Below are 15,933 nucleotides of genomic sequence, written 5' to 3' on the forward strand. Positions count from 1 at the left end.
ATTAAAAATGAGTCCCATTTCTGGAACTCATCTGCGTCTTTCTTGTTTCGGTTTTTCTCTCACCAACACTATTTTTGAAAGAGCCTGAATAAGGCGTCAATCGCTTCCAGCAGTTCTTCCCGGCCCTGCTTCGTGATGGAAGAGAACGGAATGATCGCTTCCGGCGCACAGGCCAGAGCCTTGGCGATAACGTTGATCTGTTTGCTTTGCTGAGAGCGCGGCACTTTGTCCAGTTTCGTCGCGGCAACCACAAACGGAATTTCATAATAACGGGCGTAGTCCGCCATCGTGATATCATCCTCCGTCGGCGCGTGCCGCATATCGACTAAGAGAATCAGACCTTTTAGCTGTGAACGGCTGGAGAAATAGTCCTCCATCATCTCGCCGAACTGGATCAGCATCTGCTTGGACGCGTTGGCAAACCCATAGCCCGGCACATCGACGAACATGAAGCGGTGATCAATATCAAAGAAATTCAACAACCGTGTCTTGCCCGGGGTGTTGCCGACATAGGCCAGCGCCTTGCGGCCGCACAGCGTGTTGATCAGCGAGGACTTGCCGACGTTGCTGCGGCCGGCCAGCACGATCTCCGGCAGTTCGCTTTCAGGCCAGTGTGCCTTGGACGGCGCGCTGACGACAAGCTCGGCTTCCCTGATCTCCATTTAGCGAACCAGCGCTTCCTGGATAACCTGGTCGACCGTTTCGACCGGAATGAAATGAATGTCATTCTTAACAATTTCCGGAACTTCGTCAAGATCCTTGACGTTATTCTTCGGAATGATGACCGTCGAGATGCCGCTGCGGTGTGCCGCCAGCGATTTCTCACGCAGACCGCCGATCGGCAGCACGTTGCCGCGCAGCGTGACTTCACCCGTCATCGCCAGATTCGCATGAACCGGCATCCGGGTGATCGCGGAAACCAGTGCCGTAGTCAGCGTGACGCCGGCGCTCGGCCCATCCTTCGGCACTGCGCCTTCCGGACAATGGATGTGGATATCGTGTTTATCGAAGAAAGCCGGATCAATCTTGAATTCGACGGCTTTGCTTTTGACATAGTCCAGCGCGATTTCCGTCGATTCCTTCATGACGTCGCCCAGCTGACCGGTAACGATGAGTTTGCCCTTCCCGTCGAAGTAAGTTACCTCAACCGGCAGAATATCGCCGCCGAAGGACGTATAGGCCAGACCGGTTACCACGCCGATCTGATCTTTTTTCTCCTTGACGCCGTATTCAAATTTTTCTTTGCCCAGCCATTCCACGATCAGCTTCTTCGTGATCTTGACCGAACGCTTGCCATCCTTCATGATCGCCAGGACGCTCTTGCGGCACAGCGAAGCAATCACCCGCTCCAGCTGACGCACGCCGGCTTCCCGGGTGTAATGACGGATCAGATAAATCAGCTCTTCTTCGCCCAATTTAAACTGACTCGGCTTCAGGCCGTTGATTTCAGCCTGCTTCGGAATCAGATGTTCCTTAGCGATGCTGACCTTTTCCACCTCGGTGTATGAGGACAGCTCGATGATTTCCAAACGGTCGCGCAGCGCCGCCGGAATTGTGTCGAGCGTGTTGGCCGTCGCGATAAACATGACCTTCGACAGATCGTACGGTTCTTCCAGATAGTTATCGGAGAACAGCTTGTTCTGTTCCGGATCCAGCACTTCCAGCATCGCGCTGGACGGATCGCCCTTGTAATCGCTGGCCATCTTGTCGATTTCGTCGATCAGGAACACCGGATTGACGACGCCGGCCTTCTTCATCCCCTGGATGATCCGGCCCGGCAGCGAGCCTAAATACGTCCGGCGGTGACCGCGGATTTCAGCTTCATCGCGCACGCCGCCCAGCGATGCCTTGACAAACTTCCGATCCAGCGCTCTGGCCACGGACTTCGCCAGCGACGTCTTGCCGACGCCCGGCGGCCCGACCAGACACAGAATCGGCGCGTTCAGCGAATGAGTCATCTGTTTGACAGCCAGATATTCCATGATCCGGTCTTTGACCTTTTCCAAACCGAAATGATCCTCATCCAGGCGCTGCTGCACCAGCTTGAGGTCTTCGTTATCTTCGGTTTCCTGCCACCACGGCACGCCTAAGAGCCAGTCGAGATAAGTCCGCACAACCCCGGCTTCCCCGGATGCCCCCGGCAGCATTTCATACCGCGCCAGTTCTTCCCGGGCCTTTTCCTTGATCGCTTCCGGATACGGGTTTTCCTCGATCATCCGGCGCAGTTCCTCGGAATCGTCGCTCTGATTGGACACATCGCCCAGTTCTTCTTTAATCGCGCGGAGCTTCTCGCGCAGATAATATTCCTTTTGCGATTCGTCGATCCGCTCCTTGACTTTTTCATTGATGTTGTTTTCAATGTCGGACAGCTGCTTTTCTTTTTCCAGCTCCTGGATGATCATCATCAGCCGTTCGTTGACATTCAACGTTTCCAGCAGCACCTGCTTCTTTTCCAAAGGCAGCGGGAAATACTGCGCGAACTGATCGGACAGCGTCGGGGCGGAAACGCCCTTGGTCAGCTGCGCGATGATCTCCGGCGGGAAATTGTTGGCGCTGGATGCGATGTTTTCGAATTCCTTGGCCACCCGGCGGATCAAAGCCATCTCTTCGAGATTATCGCCGGCTTCATCCGCGACCGGCAGCACCGTCGCCATAAACATTTTGTCCTCGTCCTGAATCGAAACAAGCTTTGCCCGTTCCAGGCCGCTGAAGGTAATCCGCATAAAGCCTTCTTTACGGCGAATGTTTTTGATCCGGCACAGCGTGCCAAAGGTGTAGAGATCTGAAGGAGCAGGATTGTCAACCATGATGTCTTTCTGGCAGACGAGCCAGACATGACCATCGAACTTTTCTTCTGCTTCCTCAACGGCACGAATGCTCTTTTCCCGGCCGACCTCAATCATGATGTCCTGCTGGGGAAAAACAATGATTCCTCGTGTAGCGATGACCGGAACACTGATTTCCATTTTTTCGTTGTTCATTGACACCCTCCTTGTCTGAAATAGTACGTGTTATAAAGGTCAAAAAAGACGCGAAGCGTCTTATTTGTTGGTGGAATCCTTAATCAGGTCCAGCGCCTTGCGCAGCCGGACGTCGTAGGAGATCGAAGACGCCGGAATCAGTTCCTTGACCTTCTCTTTTTCCATATTGTACTGAGAGGCGATCAGGCCGTATTCCGTATCAATATCTTCCTCGCCGACTTCCAGATTTTCCTGCGTCGCAATCGCGTCCAGAACTAAGCGCAGCTTGACTTTGCTTTCAGCGTCCTTCGCCATCTGTTCGCGCAGCGTTTCCTCGCTCTGCCCGGTGATCTGGAAGAACTGCGTTAAGGAAATACCCTGCTGCTGCAGACGGTTGGCGTAATCCTGAATCATATCGTCCGTTTCATTCTTGATCATGACTTCCGGAATTTCCACTTCGCAGGCGTCGACGACCGTGCTGATCAGCTTGTTGGTCGCTTCGTTTTCCGCGTTCTGCCGCTTCTGTTCTTCCTGGTTCTTGCGGATCAGCGCTTTTAAGTCGTCCATGGTTTCCACATCCGGAGCGTTGACGTCCTTCGCGAGATCGTCGTTCAGCTCCGGCAGCACCTTCGCTTTGATTTCGTGAACCGTAACCTTGAAGACAACCGGCTGTCCAGCCAGCTCAGCAGCCTGATAGTTTTCCGGGAACGTGACGTTGATGTCCTTCGTTTCTTCCTTCTTCATACCGATGAGCTGTTCTTCAAAGCCCGGGATGAAGCTGTTGGAACCGATCTCCAGCGGATAGTTTTCGCCCTTGCCGCCTTCAAACGCAACGCCGTCCTTGAAACCTTCAAAGTCGATGACCGCGGTGTCGCCGTTTTCGACTTCGCCGTCTTCCTTCACTTCCAGCTCGGCGAAGTTTTCCTGGATCCGCTTCAGTTCCGCTTCCACTTCTTCCTCGCTGACTGAAGTTTCTTCTACTTCGTAAGCTAAACCTTTATATTCGCCCAGCTTGACTTCCGGCTTGATCGCGAACGTAAAGCTCATCGTCGCGGCTTCCTCGCTGATTTCCTCAACGTTCAGCTCCGGCCGGGAGATCGGCCACAGTTTGTGCTCTTCGATGCCCGCGTCCAGCAGACCCTGCGCGCAATGCTCGACGGCTTCCAGCATAATCTTCTGAGCCGGAACATATTTTTTCGCCATGGCAGCTGGGACAGAACCCTTTCTGAAACCCGGGATTTCCAGTTCTTTCGCTAATTTATTAAAAGCTTTTTTCTGAGCCGTTTTCCAGTTTTCACCCTCAATGGTGACTTTCAGTTCGCCTGTTGATTTTTCTTTTAGTGTCCAAGTTGACATAAACTTCTTTGTCCTCCTTATGTCTAGCCTTTCTATTATAACAAAAGTTATCTGAATTTCAAATAAATTGGCTTTTTAAATCGAATAAATTGACATTTTCAAGCTGATGCCGGGACGCGAACTGACGCCAGCCCTCCTCATCATGCATACTGCAGTATACGAGATGAACGCAGCTGGCCGCAAGCGATATGCCCTCCGCTTCTTCAAAGCCCAGCGGCAGCGCCAGATACGCCTCGCGGATCAACACCTGCTCGCACAGATTAAATAAGGAAGGGTTTTCGTTTTCCAGCCATTCGCCGATCAACGCGCGGGCCAAAAGAAAGCCGTCGCTTTCCGCCGCCCCTTCCTGGTAACGGGGAATAAACGTATAGCCTATCCCATCCCGGTTCAGCGTCAGCTCCTCGCTGATCTGTTGATCGATCAGCGAATCGATCAGCAGCGCCGAAGCGAGCGGATCAGGATCGGTTTCCAGATACGCGCGGACCAAATCCAGGCAGGAGCGCAGATTCATCCCATGCAGCGCGTCGACCGCCCGCAGCTGCTGCTCGCGATCGCCTTTCAGGCTCTCCTCTATCTCCTCCAGGCTCATCACCCCAACGCCCGGCTTGCGGTTTTCCGCCGCGATTAAGCGCAGCTGCCGATCAAAATCCTGCAGCGCCGGCAGCACGTCGGAAGGCACATAGGGCATCGCCAGCTCCGTATCCACCTTCGTGCGGGCTTCCTGAATGCGGCCCTGGCGGATCAGCTGTGCGATTTCTTCAAGACATTCCGCATAAAATCCTGAGCTCATCGTCATCACTCCTTGTTCAAAAATAAAAGAAGGAATCCTTCTTTTGGCTGATCTTATTATAGCACACCCCGCTTGCAGCGGCATGTTTTTTGCCTGCGATCGTACAAAAAAATCCTTCAATGAAGGACTTCTGGTTTTCCAAAGTGGCGTCCCGGAAGGGACTCGAACCCCTGACCGTGCGCTTAGAAGGCGCATGCTCTATCCAGCTGAGCTACCGGGACATTGTTTTCTATCATGTTTTGAACGCTCAATCATAATATCAAAAAGTGTTGAAGAATGCAAGCGATTTTGGCATATTTTGTTACTGCTGCAGGGACTGCCGCTATGACACAGGAAAGTTTGGTTCCTTATGCGCAGAACCCGGAAACCTTTGATCTTTTTGTAATTCTCCCTGATGGTCCATGAATAGAAGGCAATGAACGGGATTGCCGCACGCTTTTCAGATCCAGTTTAAAGAATATTCACGCTTAAAGCAAAAGGGATCTGGCGATGTTCAAACGGCTTCGCTCCGTTCGTTCCGTTCATGGCGCTCAATTTGATTCGTCATTCTCCTCAACTTCGCTGAAATCTTCAATCTCTTCCAAATTACCACATCGCTTTAAATATTCATGCCCGCCATCCACGGCGACCGCGCCGCAGCGGCAAAACTCAAAGTCATGGACGGAAAAACTTTCGATGATATCGCCGCATTTCCGGCATCTAAGTTTTATAAATTTTAATTTTTCCCATGATTGAACTTCTTTCCGCATGACCCTTTGATACATCCGGCGCCAATCAAGCAGACCGATTCGCAACCGGTCAGTCCTGGCCTTCGCCTGTGATCGGCAAACAGGAAAAGTTGAAGATCAGCGCACTCCGGTGATTTTCAACTTCTTCTCTGCGTGATTGTAAGCGCAGAAGGTCTTCAGTCCCGGGGCCGCGTCCAGTTGACGCGGTCAATACTGACGTCGCTCCCTTCGATCGTAATCACCGCGTAACAGGGCGGCGTGCCGTCGCGGTTACGGGACAGCGCGCCCGGATTCACAAGAATCACGCCGTCGCGCTGCTGGCTGGAAAAGATATGCGTATGGCCGTAAAACACAAAGTCGCAGCCCTGCCGCCGCGCTTTGCTGACCAATATGTCAAGCTGGCCCATATACAGATGATGATGACCATGAACGATCATCATGCGATGACCCTCCAGCTCTAAAATTTTCATCTCCGGATATTCATAATAAAAATCATTGTTGCCCCTGACGCACACATACCCCTGTAAAAACTGCGGCGGCAATTCGCTGTCCCCGCAATGGATAAACACATCCGCATCCCGATGAAGCTCTAAAATCTGCTCCAGCGGTTCACTCCGACCGTGGTTATCGCTCACCACTACTATCTTCATTTTACCACCTGTACTTATAATATCAGATTTGCCGCCTTCCTTAAAGCAATATTTGATTGAGAATTAAGGAATTCAGGTCGATCGGATCGTCGTTGACGCCGCTGAGATTGACCGTGACACCATCGACCTGCAGCTGAACCTGACTGACGCCCAGCGAGCTTTGAATACTCAGAAGCAGACTGGTAACCAGTTCTTCGTTGACCTTCTTCTCCTCGTCCAGAATCTCGCCGCTGACGTTGATCGTCAACAGGTCTTCGTCCAACGAACAATCCAGTACCGTCAGCGGAGTCCCTGCCAACGGCTGCTTCAGCTGGCTGAACACGCCGATGTCCGCCAGAATGGAAGACAGCTTGTCCTGCAGACTCGTCTGATTGCTGATGCGCAGCGTTTTCGGCACGTAGACGCTGGAGCCGTTTTTCTGACGCGTATAGAACACTGTCAACGAATGGCTGTCGTGCAGGCGGTTGACCGTATTCTCAAAATTATTGATTCCAATCTGCCGGTTTAACGGCATCGGCACCGGCGTCGACAGCTGCGGCATGTGCGTCAGCGGTTCACCGGCCAAATAAAGCAGAACCTCGCTGACTTCGTCAAACTGCGTGACCGCCCATGTCAGTCCTTCCAATAACCGCATTTCCGTCTTGGGATCATAATTACGGAAATTCTCCGGGAAGTAAAGTGAAAGCTGGCTGCCCTGCAGCGCGCAGTTTTCCAGCTGAGCATTGTTTGGCAAAAGTCCGCGCACTCCCTGCACCGGCTCGTTGCCGATCGTCATCAACCGCAGAACCTCGGCTACCTTCTGGTTTAAATCCAGCCCTTCCTCAATCCCCAGCGTATAGGGAATCAGCGTCGCGTCTTCGTCCAGCAAGTAGACTTGAACCATATCCCCACTCGTATCGGATCCGCTGACGGTCTGAACCGGCTGCGAGCGGGAAGGCCACAGCACGGTAGTGAGATAAGCGGCTAACGCGACCGCTCCAAACATCAGAGCCGCGCCCTGCTTCAACGTTTCAGGTTTGATTTTCATGAACATCCCCTCCTGTCACAGTCTATGCACCGATGGCATTCAAAATGATGCCGCAGGGAGTTGAATTTTCGGCATTGGAAATTGGCCATGCTTTCTCCTTCAACAAAAAAAGAACGGGTTTTCCCATTCTTCTTCCAGCTTATTCCAAAGCAACAGGGGCTCGTTCGATTCTCCTGATCCCCCGACAAGACCTCGCTCAGATTTCAATCTGGACATGTTCGCAGGGAACATCCCAGTTCATCAAGCCACGCAGCTGCCGATTTAACAGCTCGACGCTGCCAGTCGTCGCGATCCGCAGCGTGCACTGCCCGGGCTGAGCCGGGGCCTCGAGCGCGATGCTTTCCGAATCGATCAAAGGGATTCCCAGCACCTTCGCAAATTGATCGCGGGCAAACGGAAAATGCGTGCAGGCCAGAACCGCAACGTCGTAGCGATCTCGATAAGCATTCAGTTCACCCTTCAGATACGCTTCAATTTCCTGCTTCGGACAGAGATGCTCGATCATAAACGCCAGACAACTCAAGCCGACTTCCTTGACCTCCGCCTGCGGAAGCTGCCGCGCCAGAACCTGCTGGTAGCGATGCGACTGGGCGGTAAACGGCGTCGCCAGCACGAGAATCTTCGCAGTCGAAGCCGGAATTTGTTCACATGTCTTGGAGATAATCTCCACGATCTGCGCCTGACCGCGATAACGGCGGGCGATGCCGGTCGCGCTGGCCGTGTTGCACGCGACCACGATCCGCTCGGCTCCCTGTTTTTCCAGCCAGTTCAGATTCAGCTGCAACAAATCCAGTAATGTATCGCGGTCCAGCGAACCGTACGGGACGTGTGCCTGATCCGCCAGGTAAACAAAATCTTCCTGCGGCCACCGCTGGCGAAGCTTATCCAATAACCGTAGCCCGCCGATTCCTGAATCAAAAACGCCGATCATTCTGTGCCTTCTTTCAATGTGTGATGTTCCTCAACCAGCTGCCGGGCCAGCGCCGGGCCGACATACCGGTAGTGTTCCGGCCGGGCCAGCTTGTTGGTTTCCGTGACCTTGTCTTCCGTATAGGACTGGACGAAGCCAAACCGCCAGGCGTTTTCCTGCAGCCATTGAGACTGCACAGTCGTGCTGAAATCTTCCGACTGCTTGCCTGTTGCGGCAAAATCGACAGCCAGACCGAGCTGATGCTCGCTGTGGCCGGGATAATCGACATACAGGATCGCCGAGGAACCATATTGTTCCTTCGCCTGCTTATACAATTCTTCCTGTTTTGGATAACTGACGTAACCTTCGGTGACGATCAGCCCGCCGCAGGCCCGCGTGCTGACCTCCGCCTCCGCCGCCTCGCACAGCTGCCGCAGCGGCTGCTGCAGCCGCACGTCTACCAGAATCGGCTTTTCCTCGCCGTTAACTTCGACAGTCAGCTGCGGGATGTCCGCTAACGCTTCCAAATGCAGCGGCACATGCGTGGCGATCGTGTGATCGTCGTCCACCAGCGTATCCAGCGCTGACGGATCGAGCACCAGCGTGGCGCTGCGGTAATACGGATCGCCGCGGTCCAGCCAGTCCTTGACTTCCTCGTAGCTGTACACCAGCATCAGCTGCGCCAGATCCTGCACTGCGATCTGATCGCGCGTTTCCTCTACCATCTTGACGATGAGGGCCGGCGCGTAATTGCGGTAGGAGAATGCCTCCTCCATGTAGTTGTATTCCGGGGCATGATAAACGCTGAACCGCTCCGCCTGGATATACGGTACAAATGTCGAAGGGGCAATCGAATATTCGATGATATACTCGATGTCCTCATCGCTTAAGTATTCGTCGATCAGCGCGCGGCTTTTCGGATCCTGATACGGATAGCGGGAAAGCCGGTCATAGCGGATATTCATCACGATTAAACACCCGGCGCATAACGCGGCAACCGCCGCGACAAAAAGCAAGCGTTTGATTTTCAAAAAAACCACCTCATATCTTAGTATAACATAAATCGAAAAGAATAGCCCCCTCTTGGGGGCTAGATTTCAATTTCGCGGCATCGGATCAGCTCCACCACGGCCTGCGCCCGCCCTTTGACGGCAAGCTTCAGGATCACGTTGGAGATGTGGTTGCGGACGGTTTTCTCACTGATGTTCAGCTGTTCACTGATCTCTTTCGTATCGTAATTGCTGACCAACAGATCAAAGACTTCCTTCTCCCGCCGGGTCAGAATCTTTTTCATCGCTGTCCTCCTCTTGGTTTCTAAACCATAGTATGCAGGACAACGGGGTTAAGGTTCCACATGCAGCGTCTCAAAAATTCTTTCCGCGACTTCCTGCGGCACAACCTGGGCGATCTCCTCAACCGTCGCTTCTTTTAACCGCTTAAAACTTTTAAATGTGTTCATCAGCTTCTTCTTGCGGACTTCGCCGACCCCGTCGATTTCATCCAGAATCGACTTTGTCTGGGCTTTCTGACGCAGCTTGCGGTGATAGCTGATCGCGAAGCGGTGGACTTCGTCCTGCATCCGCATTAATAAGAAGAACAGCGGCGATCCCGGTTCGACGTCGACGATCTCCAGACGTTCGTTCATCAGACTGGACGTCTGATGTTTGTCGTTTTTCACCAGGCCGCAGATCGGGATATCCAGATCAAGCGAACCGAGAATTTCCTTCGCCGCTTCAATCTGAGTCAGACCACCGTCGACTAAAAGCAGGTCAGGAAACCGTCCACCTTCGTTCAACAGCCGGAAATAGCGCCGGTACAGCACTTCCTTCATCGAGTCGACGTCGCTGTTTTCAGTATGCAGCTTAAACAGCCGGTAATCGTTTTTACATGGCAAGCCGTCCTCGAATACGACCATGCCCGCAACGGTGAAGGCGCCGGAAATATGCGAGTTATCGAAGATCTCAATCCGGGACAAGCCGGGTATCCGCAGCTTTTGCGCCAGCTGCCGCATTGATTCCTCCGTCGTTTCATTCTGCCGCTCCATCACTTCAAATTTTTGAAGCAAATTGGTCTTGGCGTTATTGGACGCCATATCCAGCAGCTTTTTGCGGTAGCCCTTGACCGGCTGGATCAGCTTGCAGGTGATGACCTCCTGCAGCGCTTCGATATCCAGCTCCAGCGGCACGATCACTTCCTGAGGCAGCGGGTGATTCTGATAATACTGCATTAAAAAGGAAATCAGTTCTTCCTCCGGATCGCCATACAGCGGCGTCAGCGACAGCTGGCGTTCCAGCAGCTTGCCGGAGCGGATGAAGAAGCCCTGGATCGCAAGGTAGCCCTTATCCGCGTAACAGGCGAATACGTCGCGGTCCTTGTTGTCCTCAACCTGAACCTGCTGCTTGTCGGTGATGTGCTCGATCGACGTGATCAGATCGCGGTACTCGCGGGCTTTTTCAAACGCCAGTTCTTCTACCGCGGCGTTCATCTTGGACTTGAGCTCGCTGACCAGATCCTTGACGTCCCCGCGCAGAAAGCGGGTGATTTTCTCGGAGATTTCCTTGTAGATTTCCGGGTCGACGTTCAGCTCGCAGGGCCCCAGACACTGTCCGATGTGATAGTACAGGCACAGCTTCTTCGGCATTTTATCGCACTTGCGCAGCGGATAGAGCTGGTTGAGCAGCTTCATCGTCTGATGCGCCGCCGAAGCGTCCGGGAACGGACCGTAGTATTTCGCCTTGCGGTCTTTCTTGGCGTCGCGCACAACCCGCAGCGTCGGATAGGCTTCATGGGTCAGCTTGATATAGGGATAAGAGGAATCGTCCATGAACATGATGTTGTAGCGCGGACGATATTTCTTGATCAGATTGATTTCCAGCACCAGCGCTTCCTTCTCGCTGGAGGTGACGATGTAGTCGAAGTCAACGATGTTGCTGACAAGCTTGGTCGTCTTGTAATTGTGCGCGCCTACAAAATACTGGTTGACGCGGTTTTTCAGTTTCTTGGCCTTGCCGACATAGATGATCGTGTCATTTTTGTCCTTCATCAGATAGCAGCCGGGCTCTAACGGCAGCGTCTGCAGCTTGGCCTTCAGTGCGGAGCTGATCATTTCGCTTTCCCCGTCTTCAGCGTGACGACGGTTGCTCCGGCGCCGCCTTCACCCGCACCGCCGATCCGCCAGCTCTCGACGCGCTTGTCGCGGTTAAGCTTCTCCTGAACCGCTTTGCGCAGCACGCCGGTGCCCGCGCCGTGGATAATTCGGACGGAGCCGATCCGGGCGACAACGGCGTCGTCGAGATATTTGTCGACAATTTCCAGCCCATCCTGAACATGGCAGCCGATGATATTGCATTCCAGATTCACGGTCTTCGCGCGCAGCGCCTTCATCGACATGCCGGAGGGCGCCGGCTTGTTTTTCCGCCGCTGGGTCGGCCGCATGTCTTCCAGCTTGACAGTCGTGCGGATGCCGTTGAGATCGACGACAGCCTGATTGCGCTTCAGCTGCAGAATCTCGGCGATCTGACTGGATTTTTTCAATTCCACAAAGGCGCCGACCTGAAACTGCGGTTCCGGCTCGTCATTGGCTTCCTCTTCCAGCTGGGCTTCGCTTTTGCCCAGGGCGTTAAGCTGATGCTGCTTCTCGATGATCTCATGCAGCTTCATCGTCTTTTGACTTTGACGCAATTCTTCCAACAGCGCCTCGCCTTCCGCTTTTACCTCTTCCAGCTGCTTCTGCGCCTGTTTTTCCGCCGCGTCGAGAATCCGCTGTTTTTCTTCGCTCAGCTTCTGCAGCTCGCGCTCCAGGTGCTGCCGCTGCTGCTCCGTCTGCGCGATCAGCGCTTCCTGTTTTTCCTTCAATTGTTGATTTTCCAAAATCTGGGCTTCCAGCTTCTCGATCAGCTCGTCCTCCTGGGAACGCTGCTGGCGCTTTAAAAACTCCGCTTCCCGGATAATTTTCTCTTTCAAACCGAATCGACGGGCAATTTCAAAGGCGTTCGACTGACCGCTCAGGCCTTCGATAAAATGATAGGTCGGCATCATCTTCTCCACGTCGAACTGTACCGACGCGACCAGAATGTCCTCATGCCGCTTGCCATAAAGCTTTAAACGTCCATAATGGGTGGTGACAACGCTTAAGCAGCCCTTCTCGCGCAGATCGTTCAGTACGGCGATCGCCAGACTTTCGCCTTCCTTCGGATCGGTGCCGGAGCCTAATTCGTCCAGCAGAACCAACGATTTTTTCGTTGCGTGCTGAGTCACGTCGGCCAGCTTCGCCAGGTGCGCGGAAAACGTCGACAGCGACTGCACGATCGACTGATCATCGCCGATATCGACAAACACCTGATCAAACAGCGGGATTTCCGCATCCTCGCAGCACACCGGAATGCCGCAGTAGCTCATTAACACAAACAGTCCGATAATCTTTAACGAAACAGTTTTACCGCCGGTATTCGGGCCGGTGATCATCAGCATTTTCTGCGGTTCGATAATCCGATACGTGTTGGCGACGACCGTCTTCGGATCGATCAGCGGATGGCGGGCCTGATTCAGAACCAGCGTCCGCCCTTCCGACAGCTTCGCGACGACGCCGTTATGACGCTGGCCCCACTGAGCCTTGGCGAACAGCGCGTCCAGGATCGCCAGCGTTTCCAGATTAGCTAAATACGGTTCGGCAACGCTTTTTAACAAACGGCTGCATTCGACGAGAATCCGGTCGATCTCATCCTGTTCGCGGGAGATCAGCGTCTGCTTGCGGTTGTTCAGCTCGATCAGACAGCCCGGCTCGACATACGCTGTCGCGCCCGAAGCACTCTCGCCGTGGACAAACCCACCCAGACTGTTTTTCTCCGAAATTTTTGCCAGGACCACGATCCGGCCGTTGCGGGTCGTCGTGATCGAATCCGTCAACAGACTCGCATGCGACTGAACGAAGCGCTGGCTTTCCCGCACCAGCTCGGCTTCCGTCTGATGCAGACTGCGGCGGATCTGCTTCAGCTCCGGCGACGCGCTGTCGAGCACTTCGCCATAGGGCGTAAAACAGCGTTCCAGCTGTTCGGCGACTTCCAGATGCGGCTCCATGGTATCCGCCAGCTCATGGATTTCCTTGCAGGGCAGCTCCACGGATTTCAGATACCCTTGCGCGCCGCTGACACCGCGGGCATGATCGGCCGCCTGAATGAGTTCCTGAGGCGTACAGACGCCGTCCCGCAGCACCGTATGCAAGGACCGCGAAAGATCGCGGATTCCATAAAACGGCATCGGACCGAATTGAATTACAGCCTGCAGCGCTTCCGCGATCCGCCGGTTTTCCTTCACAATGACCAACGGCGAAAAGCTTGGCTGCAATTCCTCAATTTTTTGTTTTCCTAACGAAAAGGCGCAGAGCTGAGCGATTTGCTGCTTAATCAGCGCCAGCTCCAGGCCGTTGCTACTGTTCATCGTTATTCTCCTTTCAGTGAATTCAGTAAAGCTTGAAGATTTTGAAAGGTCAGCTGATTGTCATTCAGCCAGTCTTTTATCAAGGTGCGGTCCTCGTCGGTCAGCTGATCCCAGCCATCCACCAGCTTCTGCAGCTGATTTTCATCCTGCGGCATTTCCAGCAGTTTTTCATTGATTACCGCCGCGGCCTTGCCAGGCATCGACAACAGCGTCGCGTCGATCACTTGCTGCCCGTTTTCAAAAAACGGAAGCATCAGCAGGATCGAAAAGACGACCAGCCAGATCCCGGTATTGACCAACCCGAACAAACCGCCTAACAGCTGATTGGCCTGTTTGACCAGCGGGATTTTCCCCAGCATTTTCACCACCGGACGAACCAGCAACAGAATCAGCTTACAGATGATAAACACGGCGATAAACCAGACGATCTGATTCATCAAGCCATACACCCAGGGTCCCAGCACCGTATCCCGCGCCGGATTCAGCGACGCTGGAACGATCGCGGCCCACTCCGCCAGCACCGGCGAGAACAGCCACGCGGCAAACAGCGACAGAAGCAAACCCACGCAGTCCATCAGCTGGATTAAAAAGCCCCGTTTTACCCCGATCAAAATCTGAATCGCCGCCAGGATCAGCACCGCGGCGTTAATTACCATATAAGTCTGGCTCTCAATTACCATTTTCCATCACTCCTACCTGAGGAACATGATACCGAAAAACAAGCGATTTTGCAAATCCTGTGTTATCATAAGTACCAGAGGTGAATCCATGAACACGATAACACTGCTGCTGACAAGCTCCCAGATCGAGCGTTTGTACGCTGCCTGGAGCGAGTTTGAAGTCAAAGCCCCGGCCTATGCGCGCTATCAGCTCAAGCCGGAAAACTGCACGATTACCGCTTACCAATCCAATAAAGTCGTCTTTCAGGGAAAGGACGCGATGATTTACGCTGCGCCGTTTCAGACCGAAGATCGACTGGAAAATACCAACCTCAGCCAGGGAAAGTCTGATTTTCGACGTTTCGCCAAACAAACCCATGCCGGCAGCGACGAGGTTGGCACCGGCGATTATTTCGGTTCCGTCTGCGTATGCGCCTGCGCCGTCGAGCAGCAGGATCTGGCATGGCTGCAGGAATTAAAAGTCAACGACTCCAAGCAGATCAACGACGAAGTGATTCTGCAGACCGCGCCGCTTTTAATGGAACGGCTAGCGTATTCCTTGCTGATTCTGCCGCCGGTCAAATACAATCAGATCCATACCCAGTGCAATATGAACCAGATCAAGGCGATCCTGCATAATCAGGCGTATGGGCATCTCAAGCGTAAGCGCGGGAGTCTGCCGCAGGCGGCGATCGTCGATCAGTTCACGCCCCAAGCCAGCTATTATCGGTATTGTCAAGGGCAAAAAGAAATCGTCCGCGGCCTGCATTTTGAAACCAAAGCGGAAAGTCATTATCCTGCCGTCGCCTGCGCTTCCATGATCGCCCGCTGCGCATTCCTCAAAGCCTGGGATGCGATGGAGAAACAATGGGATATGTCGTTTTCCAAAGGCGCCGGCAGCGTTGTCGATCAGGATGGTGCGGCCTTCGTCAAAAAACACGGCGAGCAGCATTTAAAAGAAGTAGCGAAGCTGCATTTCAAAAATACGGAGAAAGTCGCCGATTTGTTATAAAGAAGAAAATCGCTGAAGCAGGAGAAATTCTGCTTTTTTTTTATGCGCTGCTATTGAAAAAGACCCGGAACGGGTCTTCTCATGAAAATCAATTTTTGCGATCCTCTGCTGTCTGCCTCTGAAAAGCTCTAATTGATCATCCGATGTTCCAGATCGTAAAATACAGCGGACTAACCGTAACACAGGTTACTGATTTTTTCACCTGATCCCCCTCACTATTTTCAGTCGCTTGCCAGATGGGATTGCTCTGAGTCGTCCTCGATTTGATTGAAACCGGGAACGATTTCTTTCTTTAACTGTTCCAGTTGTTGAAGGCTGATCTTGGTGCAGAGCTGGATGAGCTGATCATCACAATGATTTCTCAACATTTCCCTTGCGGTTTCTAATCGTTGCTTTTCGATGCCT

General features: G+C 53.3%; 15 protein-coding genes and 1 tRNA gene. 1 reads left to right on the forward strand and 15 read right to left on the reverse strand.

Features of this window, described 5'->3' with window-relative positions:
- Positions 1-68: 68 nt before the first annotated feature.
- The 14 genes from yihA to AC5OW4_RS11045 form a co-directional block, all read right to left on the reverse strand.
- The gene (gene yihA / locus AC5OW4_RS10980; RefSeq protein ID WP_493676964.1) at positions 69-662 is read right to left on the reverse strand and encodes a ribosome biogenesis GTP-binding protein YihA/YsxC; all 594 of its coding nucleotides are present in this window, start codon (positions 660-662) and stop codon (positions 69-71) included.
- A complete protein-coding gene (lon, locus tag AC5OW4_RS10985; protein WP_072684354.1) occupies positions 663-2,981 on the reverse strand; it encodes an endopeptidase La in 2,319 nt (772 codons plus the stop codon).
- Positions 2,982-3,041: 60 nt separating this feature from the next.
- Positions 3,042-4,316, reverse strand: coding sequence for a trigger factor (gene tig, locus AC5OW4_RS10990; RefSeq protein ID WP_072684353.1), 1,275 nt, complete (start codon positions 4,314-4,316; stop codon positions 3,042-3,044).
- Positions 4,317-4,374: 58 nt separating this feature from the next.
- Positions 4,375-5,106: a hypothetical protein gene (locus AC5OW4_RS10995; RefSeq protein WP_072684352.1), complete on the reverse strand. Its 732-nt coding sequence runs from the start codon at positions 5,104-5,106 to the stop codon at positions 4,375-4,377.
- Between the two features lie 144 nt (positions 5,107-5,250).
- Positions 5,251-5,327: transfer RNA gene (locus AC5OW4_RS11000), tRNA-Arg, on the reverse strand.
- A gap of 309 nt (positions 5,328-5,636) precedes the next feature.
- Positions 5,637-5,900 (reverse strand): DUF7695 domain-containing protein, encoded by a 264-nt coding sequence (locus tag AC5OW4_RS11005; protein WP_493676965.1) that lies wholly within the window; start codon positions 5,898-5,900, stop codon positions 5,637-5,639.
- Between the two features lie 110 nt (positions 5,901-6,010).
- Complete coding sequence (locus tag AC5OW4_RS11010) at positions 6,011-6,484, reverse strand: metallophosphoesterase family protein (RefSeq protein ID WP_195548436.1); 474 nt, start codon at positions 6,482-6,484, stop codon at positions 6,011-6,013.
- Between the two features lie 40 nt (positions 6,485-6,524).
- Entirely contained in the window at positions 6,525-7,511 is a 987-nt protein-coding gene (locus AC5OW4_RS11015) for a GerMN domain-containing protein (RefSeq protein WP_072684349.1), read from the reverse strand.
- A 196-nt stretch (positions 7,512-7,707) separates the two neighbouring features.
- Positions 7,708-8,442 (reverse strand): glutamate racemase, encoded by a 735-nt coding sequence (locus AC5OW4_RS11020; RefSeq protein WP_072684348.1) that lies wholly within the window; start codon positions 8,440-8,442, stop codon positions 7,708-7,710.
- Complete coding sequence (locus AC5OW4_RS11025; protein ID WP_072684347.1) at positions 8,439-9,452, reverse strand: M15 family metallopeptidase; 1,014 nt, start codon at positions 9,450-9,452, stop codon at positions 8,439-8,441. The genes AC5OW4_RS11020 and AC5OW4_RS11025 overlap by 4 nt, the downstream gene beginning before the upstream one ends.
- A 59-nt stretch (positions 9,453-9,511) precedes the next feature.
- Entirely contained in the window at positions 9,512-9,715 is a 204-nt protein-coding gene (locus AC5OW4_RS11030; protein ID WP_006059179.1) for a helix-turn-helix domain-containing protein, read from the reverse strand.
- Positions 9,716-9,763: 48 nt separating this feature from the next.
- Positions 9,764-11,527, reverse strand: a complete 1,764-nt coding sequence (gene uvrC, locus AC5OW4_RS11035) for an excinuclease ABC subunit UvrC (RefSeq protein ID WP_072684346.1) — start codon at positions 11,525-11,527, stop codon at positions 9,764-9,766.
- On the reverse strand, positions 11,524-13,857 hold the full coding sequence (locus AC5OW4_RS11040; protein WP_072684345.1) for an endonuclease MutS2: 2,334 nt from the start codon (positions 13,855-13,857) through the stop codon (positions 11,524-11,526). Before AC5OW4_RS11040 ends, uvrC begins: the two co-directional genes overlap by 4 nt.
- 2 nt (positions 13,858-13,859) lie before the next feature.
- A complete protein-coding gene (locus AC5OW4_RS11045; protein ID WP_006059176.1) occupies positions 13,860-14,537 on the reverse strand; it encodes a CvpA family protein in 678 nt (225 codons plus the stop codon).
- An 88-nt stretch (positions 14,538-14,625) separates the two neighbouring features.
- Between AC5OW4_RS11045 and rnhC the strand changes: the two genes are divergently transcribed.
- Positions 14,626-15,528: a ribonuclease HIII gene (rnhC, locus tag AC5OW4_RS11050; protein ID WP_072684344.1), complete on the forward strand. Its 903-nt coding sequence runs from the start codon at positions 14,626-14,628 to the stop codon at positions 15,526-15,528.
- A gap of 221 nt (positions 15,529-15,749) precedes the next feature.
- Here the strand turns inward: rnhC and AC5OW4_RS11055 are convergent.
- Positions 15,750-15,933: hypothetical protein (locus tag AC5OW4_RS11055; RefSeq protein WP_493676966.1), on the reverse strand; the 184-nt coding region annotated here is incomplete at its 5' end.

Source organism: Holdemania sp., from assembly GCF_986127675.1.